Genomic DNA, 17996 nt, shown 5'->3' with positions numbered 1-17996 from the left:
GACCACGCTACTGCTCGGATTCGTCGAGGGTGTCCCATTCGTCTTCTAGGTCGTCCTCAACATCGATAGGACGTGGGCTCAGGATCGTCGGATGCAGCGCGGCATGGATCTGGCGCTCCAGAACGGCCTCGGCCTGACCGCTGAGCTCGGTCACACGGTCACGCCAATCATCAGACATGACCGGCCGCCGACGTTCGTCGTTGAGAAGGGTGAGTTCTTCCCGCAACGCGTTCTCCCGATCGGCCACAGCATGGCAGCCGAGCCTGTTCAACCGATCGGCGAAGTCGATGAATCTCTGTTCCAGGCTATGCATTTCGTGCATCCTCTCTGAATGACCTGACCGAACCAGAGTAGGAGTGACGCGGACAGGCCGGGATCGCCAGAGCCACGCCGTCACCACTGATCGGGCTCGGTGAACCTTCCCGCGTTGAGCGGTACCACCGTTCCGTGTTGGGCCAAATGGGCACGCAGAACGTTGTTCTCGTGGTGAAGGGCGGCAATCACAGTGGCTGCGGCGTCAAGCTGCCGCCGCAGCCGGGTGTTCTCGGTCGTTTTGGTGGCGAGTTCGGTGCGCAGCACGGCTACCTCGGCGTCGTGCGCGACCTGGGCTCGGGTGGGCTTGCTGGCTTGGGCCACCGCCGTATCCCATTCGCGCAGAATCGTTTTAGCCCGATGGAGGGTGGCGTGGCTGACTTGCGCTTCGCGTCCGAGGTTGGCCTTGGTGAGGCGGCCGTCGGTGCGTTCGGATCGGCCTGTGAGCAGGCGTTGCATCGCCGAACGCAGTGCAGTGGCCGTGCGCGCAGAAACTTCGGCATCCGGCGCGGTCACTGCTCGGCCCGTCGCAGTGCGGTGAGGACATCGTCGAGTTCACGCTGCAGCTGTGCCCGTCGCGCAGGCGGCAGTTTCGGGGTGTCGAGCAAGGTCAGCAGAGTGTTTTCCTCACTGCGCCAGATCGGCAGGTGTTCGGGGCCGATGATGCTGTTGGCGCAGCGTGCCGGTTGGCATCGGTCCACCAGTGGCCCGCGATGGCCTGGCGGGACGACGGCGTTCTCGAGGCACTTTGCGTCAACGGGATTGGTCTCGTCGAGGACGCAGTGGTTGAGGCTACCGAAGCGGATGGGGATCCGGGTTCGTCGGAGCAGGTCGTATTCGACGCGGGCGTCACCGTGCTGGGAAGCAGCGCGGGCAAGGGCGTCGAAGCTCGATCGGAGCTGGTCGGCACCGGGTCCATAGCCGATGGGGTCACCGCGTCGGTGGGCTTGGTAGAGCTCGCGCAGCCGGTCGAATCGGGCGTCGGCGAGGGCTTCGTCGAAGTAGCCCGCCCAGGCGGGGTCCTTGGCGGCGTAGCCCTGGGTCGATCGGTTCGCCAGGGCGCGGGTGGCGGCGTGCTTGAGCTGGATTCCGAGTGCGATTTCCGAACCGGCGTAGTCGCGGGTCAGCATGGCCATGGTGCGGCGGAACATGTGGGCGGTGACGTGATCGGCGGGGATCTCGTCCAAACCGGTGTGGTGGCGATGGGAATTCACCCGTTTGGTGAACGCCTTGATCGCGTAGTTGCTGTCGAACAGCCCATTGGTGTCGGTGGCGCTGCGGACTCGACCGAACGCGAGGTCGGGATTCTCCGACAGTTCTGAGGCGACGAACAGCGCGTGGGCGACCGGCTCGATGATCCACCAGTGTCGTGTGGGGTGGCCGGGATCGCGTTTGCGTTTGGTGGATTTCACTGCGGGGGCGCCGTAGTGGTCGACGACGCTGTTGTGGGTGATGGCGCGAATCTCGTTGTCGCGCATCATCGACATCGCGGCGACGAAGATGTAGCACGCGTTGCGAAGGGCCACGCATTCCAGCCACATCTGCAATGGCTGCAGGTCCGGATGCCAGGGCCCGGTGGTCCCATCTGGCCTCTGGATGTGGGCCAGATCGGTAAGGATGCCCGACTGCGTGGCATGCCCGTCGGCGAGTTCCGCTTCAACGACTGCCCGGCGAGCTCGGCTGGCGGCATTCCCGAGCTGGAAGATGCTGTCGCTAGCCCCGAGCATTGCTGCCAGCAGTGACCAGTGCACCTTGCCGACCTTGTCCGCGCCCGTGCGGCCGGTGTGGACGGGAACACGGTGATCGGGGTCCGCGAGCCAGCGAGCGAGTGTCGCGTCCGCGTCGGCGGCCTGCAGGGGCCGGACATTCTGCTGCAGTCCGATCCAGGCCGCTCGGGCGCGAAGGATATCGGGGCCAAAGACATCGATGTAGGTCCAGGCGGCTTTGACCAGCGGGAACCACATCTGTGGTCGGATCGCCGGGGTGGCGAGCTCGCCGGTGTCACGCCGACCGAGGACGTGGGAGGCTGGTTGCCCCGGCCACGGATCGGCGGCTAGCCCGCTGCAGGTGAGTACATCCCGGAACTGGTGCAGCGCCTTGATGACCACGATGTGTTCGTTGACGCTGCCGAGTTTGAGCCGATCGACCTGGTGACGGATGTAGCGGTGGAAGTCCTCTCGATCCCACCGGCGCAGGTCGTCGGGCAGCCCCTGCGCTGTGGCCCATGCCGCCAGTGCGCGCAGGTTTCCGGCGCGCAGCGCGACGGTGCGCGGCTCGCATGGATCGGGCTTGAGGTGAATCCCCACCTCCACCACGGCGGGATGGCGGGGGTTAAGCCAGATCATCGCCATTTCCCGCGCTCGCAGATTCCATGCCGGTGACAGGCCGACGAAACGGACCCGGTAGTTGGCGGCATTCTGGTTCACGGGCCGTTCGACCACACCATTGAGATCCCACACGTCGGCCTGCCTGAATCGTGGGGGCTGGGCGTGGGGCAGCAGAGGGTGGGACTGGATGACCTCTTCGTCACCGCCGAATCGTGCCGAGTCTGCGGGCTTTCGAGTCGGATCAAGGGTCATCGGTCGAACTCCGTGTTCGAGGCCAGGGGAAGGTGCAGGCTGGTCTCGCCGAGCGCGATCTGCTTGCGCGCCACCGCGATCTCCGCGTCGCTGCGTTCGGCCAATACGGCGGCGAGGTTGGCGGCGCTCTGGCCCCACAGCGTGTGGAAGTGCTGTGGGCTCAACCGGTTCCGTAGCCGGTGCAGGTGGTCGGACAGCAGCAACAGCTGCGGCAGGTTCGACGGCAGGATCAGGGCATGACGGCATTCGAGGCAGCGCAGCGGCGCGACTGGGCACACCTGCCCGGATCGCCCGAACGGGGACTCGAAAGGGTCTCGGCAGCTGCTGACACCCATATCTAGTGCGCCCGACCGCAGTTCGTCGATCTGCCCTGTGGTCAACCCCAACACCGTTGGAGCATCCGGATGCACTAATGCTGGCTCGGCGTCGGTGGTGAGCACTGTCGGCCCGGTGATCGCCTCGGAGAACCAGCGTTGTTGGGCGGCGGTGATCACGTGGGCGGCGATGACGTGCAAGGTGGTGCCATGCGCGTAGTGGCCGCGGAACACTTCGATCGTGTGGTCGTCGGCGACGTCGCTGATTCGGCCGCGATAGGCGATCGCCTTTTCGACCTTGCCGGACTTGCGCAGCCTCCGGATATCCGGCGGCCCAGCGACACTCACGCCGACGTGCTCGAGCCAGACACGGAAACTCGCCTCGTGCATGGCACCCTCGAACGGCCGCGGCACGAGGTCGTAGATATACGGGTTGACCCGCAAGAACAACGGCGCGGGCGACACGCTGCTGTGGCGGCGCACCCGCTCGGTGACAGCCAGCAATCGGCGGATCAAATCGGCCACGTCGAGCTTGGATTCGGTGCCGAACACCACCGGTTCCTTCGCCTGCACCATCCGGTACGAACGGCGGCGAATCGACCGGGCCCGGAGTTTGGTGAAGGTCAAGGTCACACCATCGGCGGTGAATTCCACGTCGCGCTCGGACAGGCCGCTGATCTCCTCGGAGGTGTGGCCGCTTGCGGCCATCAGCAGCACCCGGAACCCGTGAAGGTCGAGGTTCGTCGGATACAGCATTCCCGACAGCGTCCGCACCAGCTCACGACTCCACCGCCTCCTCGACACCCCATGCGGCAACATGTCCGCCAAGTTCGCTGGCCACTGCGCGGCGGTCGGCAGGTGCGCGGGAACCTCTGCGGCGGAGTCGATCTCGTGGTCGAGAGCCCACATCAAATTGGCCGGATCCAGCCAGCCACCGATGCGGGGGTTCTGCCCGCGCGCGAGCAATTCGGTACCGCGCTGCAATCGCTGCTCCACAACACGGATATCGCGCCAGGCAGCCCGAATCATCGCCCTCTTCTCGGACCGAGAGAATTCGTCGACTTCCTGGGTGACGCCGCGCCGCAACCCCACCGACCCGGTCAACCACCCATCGAGTTGCTCGGCGACGGGCCGATCACGATGCCGGGCCCGGCGGGCAACCAACGTGCGCAGCCGCCACGCCATGCCCGCAGGCTGTTGGGAACCCGGCTGGTACTGAGCGGGAAGCCGTCGCACCCAGTCCAACACGACCGGGAGTAGTTCAGGGTCAGCGCACAACAGCGTCATTGCCGCGGCCTGCGGGAGCGTCGCATCCACGAAAGTGCAGAACACCGCGATTGTTTTCCGGTACAACCGCACCGAGCCCAGCGACAACTCGGCCGCGGCCGCATATTCCACCCATTCGTCGGCCAGCTCGGCCGCCAGGCGCGCACACACGAACTCCTGCACATCCAGCCGCGACGTAGAGACCACACCGGAACGGTTCTGGACAGTGACCTCCCGCAACCCGATTCGTGGTGGCGCAGAAACGAGTTCGACCTCCTGCGCACCGCGTGAGTATTCACCTTTACGTGGCATGTAATTCCCCGCCCGGCAGCCGCATCACATGCTCAGCGATTTCCGCGTAGGTGACGTCGCGCTCGGTCCAGTCGGCGAACGCCGCATCGACATCCTGCATGGGATCCTTCAAATACCGCAGGTAGACGTAGGTTGTCGATGGACTCGAGTGACCCATACGACGTTGAACCTCGAGCAATGGATTCTGGGCCACATGGTCGATGAGCGTCGCCATCGGCAGATCCGCGCGGGCCACGCCCTCTACGGCCTTGCGCATAAGGAACATCAACAGGCGCAGCGCGAACGTGTGACGCAGGTCGTGGTAGAGCCACGGAATCGACGGCAGCGCAGCCGCGTCGGGATGACCAGCGTGGGCACGCATCCGATCCCAAGCACGCCAGCGGACCTTGTCCCACGTTGACGGCTGCGGCATCCATCCGCCGGCACCGACGAACACCGCCAGCGGCTCCAACCCGTCGCCGGTGTCCATGACCGTGATACGCCGCAACTGCATCGGCATTTCCGCGATCGTGTGCGTGACTGTCACGCCATCCAGCACCCCACGTAGCGTGCCGCGGCCCTCCTGCTGCGCGTTGACGACGAACAGCTCCGCTCGCCGCTTGATCAGTGTGCGTTGAGCTGCCGCCACCACGTGGGCGCGTTCCATGCGCAGGTAAGTCAGCACCGTCTCGATAGCCGACCGCGGGACATGCACATCTCGTGGCCGCTGGTATTTCGCACACGCCACCAGTCGGAACAGGACGCCCTTCGGGTCGATGGCTCGGTTCGCTATCGGGTCCAGTCCAAGCTCGGGCAGAAGGACTGTGGACCACTCGCCAAGCCGCATGCCTGTCACCAGCGCCAGCTCGACACCAGCCCGGCTGCGGTGGGGAGATCGGCCCCGAAACGAGGAATCCACCGTTGCATCCGGCCGCAGGCCCGCCAAGCCGACATCACGGAAGTAGAGATATTGGTCCAACGTCATATGCCGAATACGCATGTCGCGGGGGATGCTGTTGCGGAAGGTATCCCGACCACGTAGCTGGCGCCACGGCGACCTCGGGATGCGTTGCTCGCTCACCAGCCAGTCATAGAGCCTGTTGATGGCGGTGGCCTCGGGCTCCCATGTCACGCGCGTGATCGGCACAGTCTGCAGGCGGGTGCGTAACAGCCTGTACTCCAACAGATCCTGCTCCGTCGCCGACAGGAAGTCTCGGTCGCGGCCGGTGAGGAAGTCGTGCAGCCGTAACGTGGCGTAGGCGTACTTGCGCATCGTCTTCGGACTCCGGCCGAGCAGCGCCAGATGCCGGAACCACGACGACAGCGGCTCCACCGGACGCATCGCCGAATCCAGTAGCACCGGCATGCCGTCCGGCAGGAGGCGGCGCTCCATCAGCTGCGCCAGGTCCGGCCGCGAGATGCCCGAGACGCTCCCGTCGTTTGGCAGCCGCGATGGGCCGGTGAAGAACAACTCCACATGACCTCCGATGTCCGGATTAGAGCCAGCTCGCCGAGACCTGCGGTGTGTCGGCCGAACCGGCGAAGAATCTAACCGAGCGTCGTCTACTGAGACACGTCTGAACCGGATGGAGAACCGCCGCTGTCGAGGCCCCATTCGCCGCGGGCGCGGGGGAAGGTTTTGCGGTCGCGTAGGCGGACGTCGCTGATGAACAGCGGCACATCGGTGAGGGCGAGCCAATGTGGTTGGTGGGTGCCGAGATAGAACTTCATCACGCACTCCCGTGGGGTGTTACAGCTGGTCAGAGGTGTCTTGCCACCCTTTCAGGATACGCCGGTCGGGTGTCTTGCCACCAGTGGGATGATGGAGGGTATGCCCAACCAGCACCGCCATCCGAACAAGGGATTCCGCCCGGATCCGGAGTTGTACGAGCGGGCGAAGATCGCGGTGGGGCAGGTGGATTCCACCATCACCGCGCACCTGGCGGGGTTTCTGAGCTGGCTGGTCGGCGACACCGACGAACTCCCGGAACGGCCACCGAAACCGATCCCGGCCAAATCCCGCCGCAAGACTGCGCCGGTCGAACGCGCCGCATCGACGGGCCGGGGACGCGGGTCGGGCGCGTCCTGAGTGGGGAATGTTGTGGGGAATGTTGTTGCCGCACATCAAGGGCGGCCTGGCGCACGGGGAGCGTCCTTATCCTCGTCGTGTGAGTGAGGTGTCGGTGCGGGTGGTGCCCGCGGGCGAGGTCGCCGCTCGGCTCGGCGAGATCAACGCTCTGTATCAGCAGGTGTTCGCGGTGCCGCCGAATGTCGCGGAGTCTCCCGGGCAGCATCGTGCGTCGATGCTGAGCATGTTGGCGGATCCAAGTTTCGGGTGCGCGCTCGCGGAGGATCTCGACGGTGAACTGGTGGGGTTCGCTTACGGGTACGCGTTGCGGTCGGGGCGGTGGTGGGAAGGGTTGCGGGATCCGATGCCGGCGGGGTTCACCTGCGAGTGGGAGGGGCGGACCTTCGCGGTGATCGACCTCGGGGTCAACGACCGGTGGCGGCGAGGGCGCGTCGGTACCCGGCTGATGGAAGCGCTGCTGGCCGGGCGTGGTGAACGACGTGCCAGCCTGGGAGTGATTCCAGCGATGGAGGATTCGGCCCGGTTCTACCGCGCCACAGGCTGGGATCTGGTCGGCCGCCAAGACAGCCCCGCGGGTGCGGGCTGGACCTCACCGGTCTTCGACGTCTACGTGCGCAACCTGGACCCGGGAGACGTCTGAGCCCCGGCCGTGATGGCCGAGGCTCAGACACTTGCTCGGTTGCTGCGGTCAGGTGCGGCTGATCACTCGTTGGGTGGCATACCAGCGAGCGAGGATCTCGTTGTCGGCGTACGCGAGTTCGGTAGTGGCGGTGTCGGTTTCGCTGAACCAGGCGAGTCGCTGGCCTTCGGTGAGGGTGACGCTGTCGAGGTCGAGGTCGCCGATGTGGGCGGCGAAGGTGTGCTCGATCCCGAAATCGCAGGCCCGGGTGGCGAAGTGCTGGATCTGGTCGGGGTCGAGCACGAGTCCGATCTCCTCTTCCAGTTCCCGCACGATGCATTCGGCGGTGGTTTCGCCGTCCTCGAGCATGCCGCCGGGCAGGGACCACATGTTGGGGTAGGGGATGTGGGGGAAGTCGTCGCGCAGGTACATCAGGACGTCGCCGGCGTCGTTGGTGAGGATGATCTGGGTGCCTTCGCTGCTCATTCCGGTCGGGTCTCCGTTCGGGTCAGTGGTGATAGGCGGTGACGAGCTTGGCCAGCGCGTGAGCGACGTCGACCGCGTCCTCGGTGCTCATGCCCGGGTGCAGCGGCAAAGACAGAATGCGGGCAGCCACGTCGTGCGCGACCGGCAGGGCGTCGGGGGTCAGGCCGTATTCGCGCTGATAGTACGGCTGCGTGTGCAGGGCCGGGAAGTGGATCCCGCTGCAGATACCTTCGGCGCGCAGCGCGGCGATGAATTCGTCACGGCCGATCGTGAGCTGGTCGGTGTCGAGTTTGACGATGTAGAGGTGATGCGCGTGGCGGCGATCGGGCAGGCGCCGCAGCGGGGTGAGCCCGTCGAGCCCGTCGAGGTGCACGTCGTAGACCGCGGCGAGGTGCTCGCGCGCGGCGATGAACTCCTCGAGGCGCGGCAGTTGCACGACGCCGAGCGCTGCCGCGATATCGGACATGGCGTATTTCCAGCCCGCCGATTCCAGCAGCCAGTGCGGGGATCCGCTGGTGGAGTGCCGTTTCCAGGCGTCCTTGCTCAAGCCTTGGGCGGCCAGGGCGCGGGCGGTGGCGGCCAACTGGTCGTTGTCGGTGACGAGCATCCCGCCTTCTCCGGTGGTGATGTTCTTGGTGGCGTAGAAGGAGAACGCGGCGGCGTCGCTGATCTGGCCGATCATGCGGTCTTTGTAGTGCGCGCCCAGGGCGTGGGCGGCGTCCTCGATCACGGTGAGGCCGTGGTTGGCCGCGACCGCGCCGATCGCGTCGAGGTCGCAGGGTTGTCCGGCCATGTGGACGGGCAGGATCGCGCGGGTGCGGTTGGTGATCGCCGCGGCGACGGCGGCGGGGTCGATGTTGAGGGTGTCGGGGTCGATGTCGGCGAACACGACCTTCGCGCCGGAATGCACGATGACGTTCACGGTGGCCGGCCAGGTGACCGGGGTGGTGATCACCTCGTCCCCGGGCCCGATCCCGGCGGCGAGCAGCGCCAGGTGCAGGGCGGCGGTGCAGGAGTTCACGGCCACCGCGTTCTTCACGCCGAGGTAGTCGGCCATCATCCGTTCGAACCGTTGGGTTTTGGGGCCGGTGGACAGCCACCCCGAGCGCATGGTGTCGAGTACTTCGTGTTCCTCCGCATCGCCCAGGTTGGGGACCGCCAACGGCAGCGGCACGGTCCGCACCGGGTGTCCGCCGCGGATGGCGGGGGTTTTCAGCAGCCGGGCGAGGGTGTCGGCGGTGGAGAAATGGGTCGCCGCGGCGGCGGTGCGGCGGTCGGGATCGCTGAAGTAGTCGACGATTTCGGCGATCCCCTCCGGCAGGGAGCGCACCGGCGCGTATCCGGTGGCGGCCAGGCGGGCACCGTTGAGGCGGTAGCTGCGGGCATCGTCGGGGCCTTCGCTGGTGCGGATGGTGGCGCCGGTGGCTTCGGCGATGGCGGTGGCCAGTTCGACCACGCGCACGTTGTCGGCGACCACGTTGAACACCGCTGCGGGCGGCAGGGATTCGGCTTCGGCGCAGTGCAGGAAAGCGTGGGCGGCGTCCTCGACGTGCAACAGCGGCCGCCACTGCTGCCCGGACCCGTCGACACGGATCTCGTTGGTGGACAACGCACTCAACGCCATCGCGTGCACACCGAGATCGCGGCGCATGCGCGGGGAGAGCCCGTAGAGAGTGGCCATGCGCAGCGACACAACCCGGAAGCTGTCGGTGTCGAGGTCGGCAAGGGTTTTCTCGGTGTCGGCTTTGCTGCGCGCGTAGGCCGAGAGCGGATGCAGGGGGTCGGTTTCGTCGAACTCGGCACCGCCGACACCGTAGACCGCGGCGGTGGAGGCGTGCAGGAACCGTGAAACCCCCAGGCCGCGAGCCTGTTCGGCCAGCCGCATGGTCGCGGTCTGGTTGACCTCGGTCGTCCACCGTTGCGAGAGGTTGGCGGCCGGGTCGTTGGAGACCGCGGCCAGTGCGATGACGCTGTCGCAGCCGTGCAGGATCGCCGGATCCAGGGTGCGGACGTCGCTGCGGTGCACGCTCAGGTTCGGGTCCCCAGCGACATCGGCGAGCACCTCGCCGAAGGGGAAGGTGTCGACCGCGGCGACCTGGTGACCGGCGTCGAGCAGTACGGGGACCAGACGGGCACCAAGGTAGCCTCCGGCTCCGGTAACGGTGATCTTCATGAGGGTTTCCTTCCTTCAGGGGACAAACGGCGGCAGACGCAGGTGTCCGGTCGCCAGATCGGCGGTCAGGTCGGCGTAGCGCAGCTCAAGCTCGGCGAGCGCGGTCCAGGCGGCGTGCATGGCGGGATGGGTGCCACCGAGGGCCTGCCAGCAGGTGAGCGCTTCGGCAGCTGCCACGGCGAGGCGCTCGAACATCGTGGCCAGCGACTCCGGATGCGTGTGTGCACCCGGGTGGGCCGGCGGCAGGCAGGCCACCGCGGCGGCGTCGATGCGTTGCAGCAGGGCGGTGCGTTCGCGCTGCGCAGTCGCGTCAGGTGGGCAGGTCTTGGCGAGGTCGACGCGGTGCCAGTCGGTCAGTGCGTGCACGGCGGCACAGAGGGGGCTGGCGATGGTGTTGTCGCACAACGCCAGATGCAGTTCGGTCTTGCTCGGCAACCCGCACGCAGCAGCGGGTCGGGGGACCGTGGCGGCGTTCATGCGCGCCGTGGGCGGGACCGGGGAGGGGAGGCCGGTAGGGCGCGGGGCGTGCCGGGAACGGGAAGAGCGGGGGTGATCGGGGCGGCAGCCATGAGGGGTCCCTCCGTTGGGATGGGGAGCACCCGGGGCCGGGGAATCTGTCTGCGGGGGCGGATTCCGTTCCCGGCGGCGGGGCACTGTTCGCGGCCAGCGGCACCGGGTGCGCTTTCGAGCCTGCCGGTATCGATCGGGGTAATCCGAGTACACACAGGGGTAGGCAGGGGTAGCTTCGCGCTCACATCGACCAGGTAGCGGGGAGCGGGCCTATGGTGGAGGTCGAGTGGACGGCGCGCGAGGTGCTCGCGCTGCGCACCGCGTTGAACCTGAGCAGACCGGAACTCGCGCGGCGGGTGAAGGTCACACGACGCACGGTGCTGGCGTGGGAAACCGGTGGACGCACACCCCGATTGGACAGCCGACGGCTGTTGAACGCGGTCCTGGCGGCCGCGTCCGATGATGTGGTCAGCCGGTTCTATTGGGAGTTGAGTTCGAGCGCACCAGGCGAATCAGAGGCCGCGCATCCTGCCGCTGCTTCCGAGTCCGCCGCCGACCTGCTCAGCGAGTCGGCGAATACGTCAGCGTCCCTGCTGACCTGGGCGGAAGCGAGCAACGTGGGGCCTCTCACGATCGAGGACATGCGCGGGGACCTCCGCTCGGCGACGCGGGAGTACCTCAAAGAGCCCACGATGCCGCTGTTCGCGCGCGTCGTGACCGTGCGGGACAAGGCCGTCGAGTTGTTGGGCGGCCGCCAGAAGCCGCGCCACAGCGCGCAGCTGTACGGGATCGCGGGTTGGGCGATGAGCGTGCTGGGCTGGATCACCACCGATCTGGGTGGCCCCGATACCGGCGACAAGCATCTGCGCACCGCCTGGGTGTTCGCCGAGAACGCCGAGGACGACATGCTGCGGGCCTGGATCCGCGCTTCCCAGCACACCACCCACTTCTGGCGTGGTGAATACGAGGCCGCGGCCGGGTACGCCCTCGACGGGCTGCGCTACGCGCACGAGGGCACTGCCGCGTTGTTCCTCTCCAGCGCCTACGCACTGGATCTGTCGTTGGCGCGCAAGAAGATCGAGGCATCCGCCGCTCTGGACCGCGCGGTCGATATCGGAGCCGAGCTGGCCGAATCACCACGTGTCGACACCTTGGCAGGGCCGTTCACGTGTTCGCCGGAGCGCGCGGGCGGGTTCTGGGCCGATACCTGCCTGGCACAAGGCGATCCGGCCCGGTCGCTGTCGTTCGCGACCGCGGCCGTCGATGCCTACACCCGCACTCCTGATCACCGCCGCAACCTCGGCTCCGAACGCATGGTGCGCTGCCAGCAGATCAAAGCGCATGTCGCACTGGGCAATCTGGATGTCGTGATCGACGAACTCGAGCAGGTGACCGCGACCCCGCGCGAGCATCGCGTCGGCCCGCTGGTGCAGCGAGTGGGGGAGATCGCGGTGATGGCCCGCGACGCGGCCAACCACAGCTCCCGCGATGTCGGACAGATCGTGGAGTCCGCGGTCGCGTTCGGTCGCGAGGCCGATCCTGGAACCCCACCCGAGCTAGCCGATTGAGCCAGGAGGCCCCGTGCTCGAGGAAGCAGAACTCACCCGTGACCACTGGTGGTGGCGGCCCGGCTGGGCCCAAGGCCGCTCCTTCTACACCTGGCACATCACCTTCGCGCCCGACTCCCCGGCCCGCCAGCTCGTCACCCGCGCCGCACCGGCCCTCGCGAAGATCCCGACCATGGCGCCGGTGACCGCCGACGGCCTGCACATCACCCTGCAAGGCATCGGCTTCACCGACGAGGTCGACCGCTCCGACGTCGAGGACATCGTCGAGGCGGCCCGCCCCCTGCTGGCCGCGCACGCACCGTTCACGCTGCACGCCGGTCCGCCGATCGTGGACACCGAAACCGTGCAGATGCCTCTCGCTGATCTGACACCGTTGGCGCGGATCCGTGACGACCTACAGACCGCGATCGGCGAGGTCTGGGGGGCGGGGAATGTGCCCGAGCGCGCCAACACGTTCCGGCCTCACCTGACGCTGGCCTACTCCACCGGGATCGCCCCGATCAGCGAGATCCGCGACCAGCTCGACGAGGATGGCCTGGCCGACGCGTACACCGACGACCTGGTCACTGAAGTGGCGTTGATCCAGCTCAACCGCGACCACCTCGCCTACGAATGGGTCGATATCGTGCGCGTCGGCCTGCACGCGGGTGGGTGAGCAGAAACAGCGGATGCTCGCCGGTGAGCTGGTTGCCGTAACAGGTTGGCCGAGTGGACCGCGACCGGGTGCTGTTCGAACTCGCCTACGTCACCGGCGCCCGCATCAGCGAAGCCTGCGGCGTCGACGACGAACACGTCACCCTGCACGGCAAGGGCGGCAAGGTACGCACCGCGCTGCTCGACGACCGCGGCTTCGTCGCCCTGCTGCGGCTGTACCTGCAGCGCACCGGCTACACCACCGGACCCCTGTTCCGCGCCAGTATCAACGGCCGCGGCGGCTCCCTGTCTCCCAGCGCCGCCCGCTCACGACTCCAGAACTACTGCGCCGCAGCCGGAATCGCCATCACACCGCACCAGCTCCGGCACGCCCACGCCCAGGAACTCACCGATGCCGACGTCAATCCCGAAGTGATTCGCCGGCGGCTCGGGCACTCCCGGCTGGAGACCACCCTCATCTACGCTCAGGCCAAGGACGCGATGGTGGACAACGAGATTCGCGCCGCACGACGACGACGCGACGCCGCACGTCGGTAGATTTCAGGCAATCGCCCCTTCGGTCTAGAGGACTGATTCTCCGAAAATCGGCCTGCTCTGAACAAGAGTTCGTTTCGCGGAGCCCGTCGGCTCGCGGTGGAAATCGTTTCCGGTGTGGAGAATTGCGGGCGGTTGTAGCGTCGGAGCGTGGTGCGTAGAGCGGTCACGGTCGGAACCTGGACCCGACGGCAGGCCGTGTGGGCAACGATCGTGGCGATCGGCGTAGCCACTGCCGGGCTGGCGGTACCGACGGGACAGAAGTGGCTCAGTCTCGTCGGCGCGAGTGCCGTGGCAGTCGGCGCGGTGGTCAGTGTCTGGCTGGCACTCAAACGTGCTGAGGCAGAACGCGACAGCGAAGAGACGGCGCAACGACTGCGGTTGCAGATACCGGTGACGAAAGTCGGCGAGGTCGCCCCGTCCAAGATCGGGGTAGACCCGGCCACTGCGCGCGCCCTCGCACGCATGCCCGCGTATGTCGCCCGCCGTATCGATGCCAAGGTCACCGCAGCGATCGGGGACGCAGTGACCGGCACCGGCCCGTGGCTGGTCGTGGTGGAGGGACCGTCCAAGGTCGGCAAATCCCGGACCCTGTTTCAGGCGCTGCAAAACAGCCCCGAGCTGCGTGAGATGCCCTTGATCGCGCCGATGAATCAGGACAAGAACGCGGTGAATGGCCTGATCGACCCCGTCCCGCCGGTACCCGTCGACCGCCCGGCCGTTCTCTGGCTCGACGATTTGGAACCGTTCCTGGTCAACGCCGGTTTGACTGTGCAGATACTGCAGCAATGGCACGGCGGGGTGCGCGGGCGGATCGTGGTGGCGACTCATGGCGGCAAGGGCCGGGATCTGTTCGGCGATTCGAAGAGCCTCTCGACCCTTGCCTCGGGAGTGCTCGCACACGCGCACCGCATCCCGTTGCAACAGACCAGCGACACCGAGGTCGAAGTTCTTCGTAATACGTTGTCGGCCAACGAGTTCGAGCTGGTGCGCCGATTCGGGCTAGCCGCGTATTTGGTATCCGGGCCCGAGCTCGCGGGCCGATTGAACGCCGAGGCCGATCGATGTCCGGAAGGCACCGCAGTCGCCCGGGCGGTGATCGATTGGGCGCGGTGCGGCCGCAGCGATCCGGTCGAGGAGACGATACTGCGGCAGATGTGGCCGCTGTATCTACCGTCGCGGATCCTGCCCGACGACGCAGGGTTCACTCGCGGACTGGAGTGGGCGATGGCGCCGGTCACCGGCACTATTGCGCTGGTGTATCGCGCCCGCGGCTACCTGGCCTTCGACCTGGTGGTGCGGTTCACCAGCGAGAATTCCGATGCCGCGCCGCCGCCGGAGGTCTGGGCCGCGGCGATCGACAGTGCCACTGACCTGCAAGCAGAAGCTATCGGCGAAGCGGCAGCCGGGTACTCGCGGCTGACAGAAGCAGAGGCCGCATTCGCCCGGGCAGAGCAATCCGCGAGCCGTCCGATCGCCGCCCGGGCGACGGTCAACCGCGGACATGTGTTTGTAATGATGGGCCACACCGACCAGGCACTCGAAATCTATGACCGGTTGCTCGCCGGCTACGCCGCCGACTCTGATCCCGACGTGCGAGTGCATCTCGCTAAAGCGCTGGTCGAGCGGGGTGACGTTCTCCGATTCGGGCGTCCGCAGGAGGCTCTCGAGTCCTACGCAAAGGTGGTGAGCGACCATGCCGCAGACCCTCGCGCCCGCCCCCATGTTGCCACGGCACTCCTCGGCACCGGGGTTGCCCTCGAACGGTTGGATCGTCTCCCGGACGCCCTGGCCGCCTACCGTCAGCTGGTGACTTATGGCGACGCTCAGCGCTGGCACCTCGCCCTGGCACAGGCGTACCTGGGTTCGGTTCTCCTGCGGCTCGATCGTCCGCAGGAGGCGCTGCAGGAGTGCGAACAAGTGGTGACCGACCACGCGGCCAATCGCGAACCGCTGATACGCGCAGCTGTCACAATCGCACTGGTCCATCAAGGTCTCGCTCTGGAAAAGGTCGATCGCCGCGACGATGCGCTCGCGGCCTACCGCCGGGTGGTGGCCGACTACGCGACCGATACTCATCCCACGGCGCGTTACTACGTCGTCAGAGCGTTGCAGAACCAAGCCAGCGTGCTCGGAGGGGTCGATCGCCTGCCCGAGGCACTCGAGGTCCACGAACAGTTGGTGGTCGGCTTTACCAGCGATCCCGACCGTCGCAACCAGGTCGCGTGGGCCGCGTTCAATCGGGGTGATGTGCTCGAACGAATGGGTCGCTTACCCGAGGCGCTGCAGGCATACGAGCAGGTGGCGGCCGACTACGGCACCGACCCCGGCCTGCGTCACCAGGTGGCCTGGGCGTTGTATGGCCGGGGCTCGGTTCTAGGCAAGCTGGGTCGGTGGCAGCACGCGCTGGACGCCTATCAGCACGTAGCAGAGACGTACACGGGCGACACCGACCGCGGACTTCGCGAATGTGCCGTTCTAGCATTGGCCAAACGGGCCTCGATCTTCTCCCGTTTAGGGCACAGGCAAGAGGCTCTTGACACACACCAGCAGGTTGAGACCGAATCTCGCGCCACTTTTCCTGGGTACGTTGCTTCAGCGATCATCGCCCAAGGAGACACCCTGGATCTGATGGGTCGCTTGCCAGAGGCATTGCAGGCCTACGAACGCGTAGCCGCCGACGCCGCTCTCGGCTGCGCTCCCGAGGCAACCAGAAGCGTCGCCGAGGCGCTGCTTCGCCGGGGCGAAGTGCTCTCTCGGTTGGGGCGCAAGCAAGAGGCTTTCGAGTCCTACGCGCAGTTCGTGTCCGACTATGCCACGAACAGCGACCCGGACTTCCGTGAAGGCGTCATCCACGCGCTGGGCTGCCAGGCCGAGCTACTCGACGAGTTGGATCGCGGACCGGAAGCAATACCGGCCTTCGAGCAGCTGGTGACCGATTACGGAGACAACCCCGACCTGACCGCCTGGGCCGCTAAAGCACGGGTCCAGCAGGGCATTGCCCTCAACAAACTGGGGCGTCAACATGAAGCCCTCAAACTATTCGGGCGAGTGATCGCCGACCACGCCAGCGCCAGCGACAGCAACCTGCGCGTATACGTCGCCAGAGCCAGGCTCAACCGAGGCCATGTCCTCCACGAGCTGGGTCGCCACCTCAAAGCGGGCCACGCCTATCTGCGGCTGACGGTCGAATTCTACGCCGATCCCGACCCCGAACTCCGCAGATGTGTGGCCGAGGCATGGCTGCGTCATGGCTGGGTCCTCGCGCAGCGGTTCGGTCGTCATCAATTGGAGGCGGTGGGCTGCTACAGCTGGGTGGTAAAGCGATATGCCGACGATCCCGATCTCCGCGGATCTGTTGCCGATGCCTTGGTGATGGAAGGCAACGTGCTCGCAGATTTGGGCCGTCTCACCGCGGCGATGCGCAACGCCGAACGGGTACTGACCGACTACGCCGACGCCCCCGAGTTCCGCTATCAGCTCGCCGGCGCGATGTGCCTCAAAGGTGACGTCCTTGCCTGGTCGGATCACCCGCAGGAAGCCCAGCAATGCTACGAGCGGGTCGTGACCGAATATGCCACCGAACCCAACATTCGGCCAGTGGTCATCGACGCCCTGACCGGGCACAGTGACCTTCTTACCGCGTTGGGCCGCCCCCAGGACGCTCGGGCGGTCCTGGAACGCGTGCTGATCGAACGAGCCGCCGACCGCGCACTGTGTGAAGAAGTGACCTCGATCTTGAACACCCTCCCACCTGGCCAGAATCCAGCGTCTTGAGCTGTGCCTCGTCACGGTCGAACGAAAGAACGCCTCCTGGCATCCCAACGTCCTCGCATCCGAACTCAAAAGCCAATGAGGACAACACCTTTCGGCCATATTGATTGTTACTGACTTTCAGCGACCCACATGGAGCGCAGCCGGTAAGACTGCTTATCGGAGGCCAGAAACAGGGGGAGCGGTCTCGAACTTCCGCTGTCAGGAATCCCTGACAGGGCATAGGCTGTCAGGGAACCCTGACACATTCGAGAGGCGAGATCATGGGACGGCAAGCTGACGACGGACGCCACGAAGGCTGGATCATGCACCTGTTCGCCGACGGCTGGGGCGGAGGCGGCGGCACCCTCGACACCGTGACGGCATTCATCACCCCCGACGGCACCTTCCTCCAGGACGCCAACCAGTGGCAGGACCGGCCGCTGGGCGAGGTCGTCGCCTGGCAGGCCGTCTGCCAGGACTCCGCCACCGGCGAAATCCATTGGCGCGGACCCCGAATCGACCGCGCCGCCACCCCCGCCGACGTCGACGCCGGCCGCGGCTACAGCGAGAACGGGTACGCCGAGGACGGCGACGCCCTCGCCGAGAACCTCTACATCGGCTGGGACGTGCACATCGCCCCCGGCGCGATCCTGCGCGAGATCACCGAAACCTCCACCGCCATCGGAGAACTCGAACAACGACGACTCGGCAAGGTGCAGGACGCGCGACTGCTCGGCCAGTCCTGGGACGCCATCGGCCGCGCCGCCGGGATCACCCGCCAAGCCGCCTGGGAACGCTGGGCCAAACACACCGGCTGACCGACTCGACCACGGTGAGACAAGAAG

Annotated in this window: 16 protein-coding genes; 7 read left to right on the top strand and 9 right to left on the bottom strand. The window is 66.6% G+C overall.

Features of this window, described 5'->3' with window-relative positions; all coding sequences use genetic code 11:
- Positions 1–7 precede the first annotated feature (7 nt).
- The 6 genes from ACWELQ_RS01580 to ACWELQ_RS01555 all read right to left on the bottom strand — a co-directional run bounded on the left by ACWELQ_RS01580 (position 8) and on the right by ACWELQ_RS01555 (position 6493).
- The gene (locus ACWELQ_RS01580) at positions 8–313 is read right to left on the bottom strand and encodes a hypothetical protein (RefSeq protein WP_452395080.1); all 306 of its coding nucleotides are present in this window, start codon (positions 311–313) and stop codon (positions 8–10) included.
- A gap of 80 nt (positions 314–393) precedes the next feature.
- The gene (locus ACWELQ_RS01575; RefSeq protein ID WP_452395079.1) at positions 394–828 is read right to left on the bottom strand and encodes a hypothetical protein; all 435 of its coding nucleotides are present in this window, start codon (positions 826–828) and stop codon (positions 394–396) included.
- Complete coding sequence (locus ACWELQ_RS01570) at positions 825–2891, bottom strand: hypothetical protein (protein WP_452395078.1); 2067 nt, start codon at positions 2889–2891, stop codon at positions 825–827. Before ACWELQ_RS01570 ends, ACWELQ_RS01575 begins: the two co-directional genes overlap by 4 nt.
- Positions 2888–4678 (bottom strand): hypothetical protein, encoded by a 1791-nt coding sequence (locus ACWELQ_RS01565; RefSeq protein ID WP_452395077.1) that lies wholly within the window; start codon positions 4676–4678, stop codon positions 2888–2890. The genes ACWELQ_RS01570 and ACWELQ_RS01565 overlap by 4 nt, the downstream gene beginning before the upstream one ends.
- A gap of 94 nt (positions 4679–4772) precedes the next feature.
- Positions 4773–6239, bottom strand: a complete 1467-nt coding sequence (locus tag ACWELQ_RS01560) for a tyrosine-type recombinase/integrase (RefSeq protein ID WP_452395076.1) — start codon at positions 6237–6239, stop codon at positions 4773–4775.
- Between the two features lie 86 nt (positions 6240–6325).
- Positions 6326–6493 carry a deazapurine DNA modification protein DpdA family protein gene (locus ACWELQ_RS01555; RefSeq protein ID WP_452395075.1) on the bottom strand — a complete coding sequence of 56 codons (168 nt, stop codon included), beginning with the start codon at positions 6491–6493 and terminating at the stop codon, positions 6326–6328.
- A 100-nt stretch (positions 6494–6593) separates the two neighbouring features.
- On the opposite strand from ACWELQ_RS01555, the gene ACWELQ_RS01550 reads away from it, so the two are divergent.
- Positions 6594–6851: a hypothetical protein gene (locus tag ACWELQ_RS01550; protein WP_452395074.1), complete on the top strand. Its 258-nt coding sequence runs from the start codon at positions 6594–6596 to the stop codon at positions 6849–6851.
- Positions 6852–6930: 79 nt separating this feature from the next.
- The gene (locus ACWELQ_RS01545; RefSeq protein ID WP_452395073.1) at positions 6931–7491 is read left to right on the top strand and encodes an N-acetyltransferase family protein; all 561 of its coding nucleotides are present in this window, start codon (positions 6931–6933) and stop codon (positions 7489–7491) included.
- A gap of 48 nt (positions 7492–7539) precedes the next feature.
- Here the strand turns inward: ACWELQ_RS01545 and ACWELQ_RS01540 are convergent, their stop codons facing one another.
- From ACWELQ_RS01540 to ACWELQ_RS01530, 3 genes are read right to left on the bottom strand one after another with little or no spacing between them, the layout of a single operon-like run.
- Entirely contained in the window at positions 7540–7956 is a 417-nt protein-coding gene (locus ACWELQ_RS01540) for an NUDIX hydrolase (protein ID WP_452395072.1), read from the bottom strand.
- A gap of 22 nt (positions 7957–7978) precedes the next feature.
- Positions 7979–10129: an aminotransferase class I/II-fold pyridoxal phosphate-dependent enzyme gene (locus ACWELQ_RS01535; RefSeq protein ID WP_452395071.1), complete on the bottom strand. Its 2151-nt coding sequence runs from the start codon at positions 10127–10129 to the stop codon at positions 7979–7981.
- Positions 10130–10144: 15 nt separating this feature from the next.
- On the bottom strand, positions 10145–10606 hold the full coding sequence (locus tag ACWELQ_RS01530) for a hypothetical protein (RefSeq protein WP_452395070.1): 462 nt from the start codon (positions 10604–10606) through the stop codon (positions 10145–10147).
- A gap of 305 nt (positions 10607–10911) precedes the next feature.
- On the opposite strand from ACWELQ_RS01530, the gene ACWELQ_RS01525 reads away from it, so the two are divergent.
- From ACWELQ_RS01525 to ACWELQ_RS01505, 5 genes are all read left to right on the top strand, one after another.
- Positions 10912–12207 carry a helix-turn-helix domain-containing protein gene (locus tag ACWELQ_RS01525; protein WP_452395069.1) on the top strand — a complete coding sequence of 432 codons (1296 nt, stop codon included), beginning with the start codon at positions 10912–10914 and terminating at the stop codon, positions 12205–12207.
- 13 nt (positions 12208–12220) lie between these two features.
- Positions 12221–12862 carry a 2'-5' RNA ligase family protein gene (locus ACWELQ_RS01520; protein WP_452395068.1) on the top strand — a complete coding sequence of 214 codons (642 nt, stop codon included), beginning with the start codon at positions 12221–12223 and terminating at the stop codon, positions 12860–12862.
- A 53-nt stretch (positions 12863–12915) separates the two neighbouring features.
- The gene (locus ACWELQ_RS01515) at positions 12916–13398 is read left to right on the top strand and encodes a tyrosine-type recombinase/integrase (protein ID WP_452395067.1); all 483 of its coding nucleotides are present in this window, start codon (positions 12916–12918) and stop codon (positions 13396–13398) included.
- A 147-nt stretch (positions 13399–13545) separates the two neighbouring features.
- Complete coding sequence (locus ACWELQ_RS01510) at positions 13546–17172, top strand: tetratricopeptide repeat protein (protein WP_452395066.1); 3627 nt, start codon at positions 13546–13548, stop codon at positions 17170–17172.
- 260 nt (positions 17173–17432) lie between these two features.
- Positions 17433–17969, top strand: a complete 537-nt coding sequence (locus ACWELQ_RS01505) for a hypothetical protein (protein ID WP_452395065.1) — start codon at positions 17433–17435, stop codon at positions 17967–17969.
- Positions 17970–17996: the final 27 nt, after the last annotated feature.

It is taken from the genome of Nocardia sp. NPDC004722, assembly GCF_053601505.1.
The sequence above is the reverse complement of the archived record's forward strand: the minus strand, read 5'-3'. Positions and strand labels throughout refer to the sequence as shown.

Bases quoted from the DNA above. Each gene is read 5' to 3' on its own strand.
- ACWELQ_RS01580 (WP_452395080.1), bottom strand. From the start codon at position 313: ATGCATAGCCTGGAACAGAGATTCATCGACTTCGCCGATCGGTTGAAC.
- ACWELQ_RS01570 (WP_452395078.1), bottom strand. From the start codon at position 2,891: ATGACCCTTGATCCGACTCGAAAGCCCGCAGACTCGGCACGATTCGGC.
- ACWELQ_RS01555 (WP_452395075.1), bottom strand. From the start codon at position 6,493: ATGAAGTTCTATCTCGGCACCCACCAACCACATTGGCTCGCCCTCACC.
- ACWELQ_RS01550 (WP_452395074.1), top strand. From the start codon at position 6,594: ATGCCCAACCAGCACCGCCATCCGAACAAGGGATTCCGCCCGGATCCG.
- ACWELQ_RS01540 (WP_452395072.1), bottom strand. From the start codon at position 7,956: ATGAGCAGCGAAGGCACCCAGATCATCCTCACCAACGACGCCGGCGAC.
- ACWELQ_RS01535 (WP_452395071.1), bottom strand. From the start codon at position 10,129: ATGAAGATCACCGTTACCGGAGCCGGAGGCTACCTTGGTGCCCGTCTG.
- ACWELQ_RS01530 (WP_452395070.1), bottom strand. From the start codon at position 10,606: ATGAACGCCGCCACGGTCCCCCGACCCGCTGCTGCGTGCGGGTTGCCG.
- ACWELQ_RS01525 (WP_452395069.1), top strand. From the start codon at position 10,912: ATGGTGGAGGTCGAGTGGACGGCGCGCGAGGTGCTCGCGCTGCGCACC.
- ACWELQ_RS01505 (WP_452395065.1), top strand. From the start codon at position 17,433: ATGGGACGGCAAGCTGACGACGGACGCCACGAAGGCTGGATCATGCAC.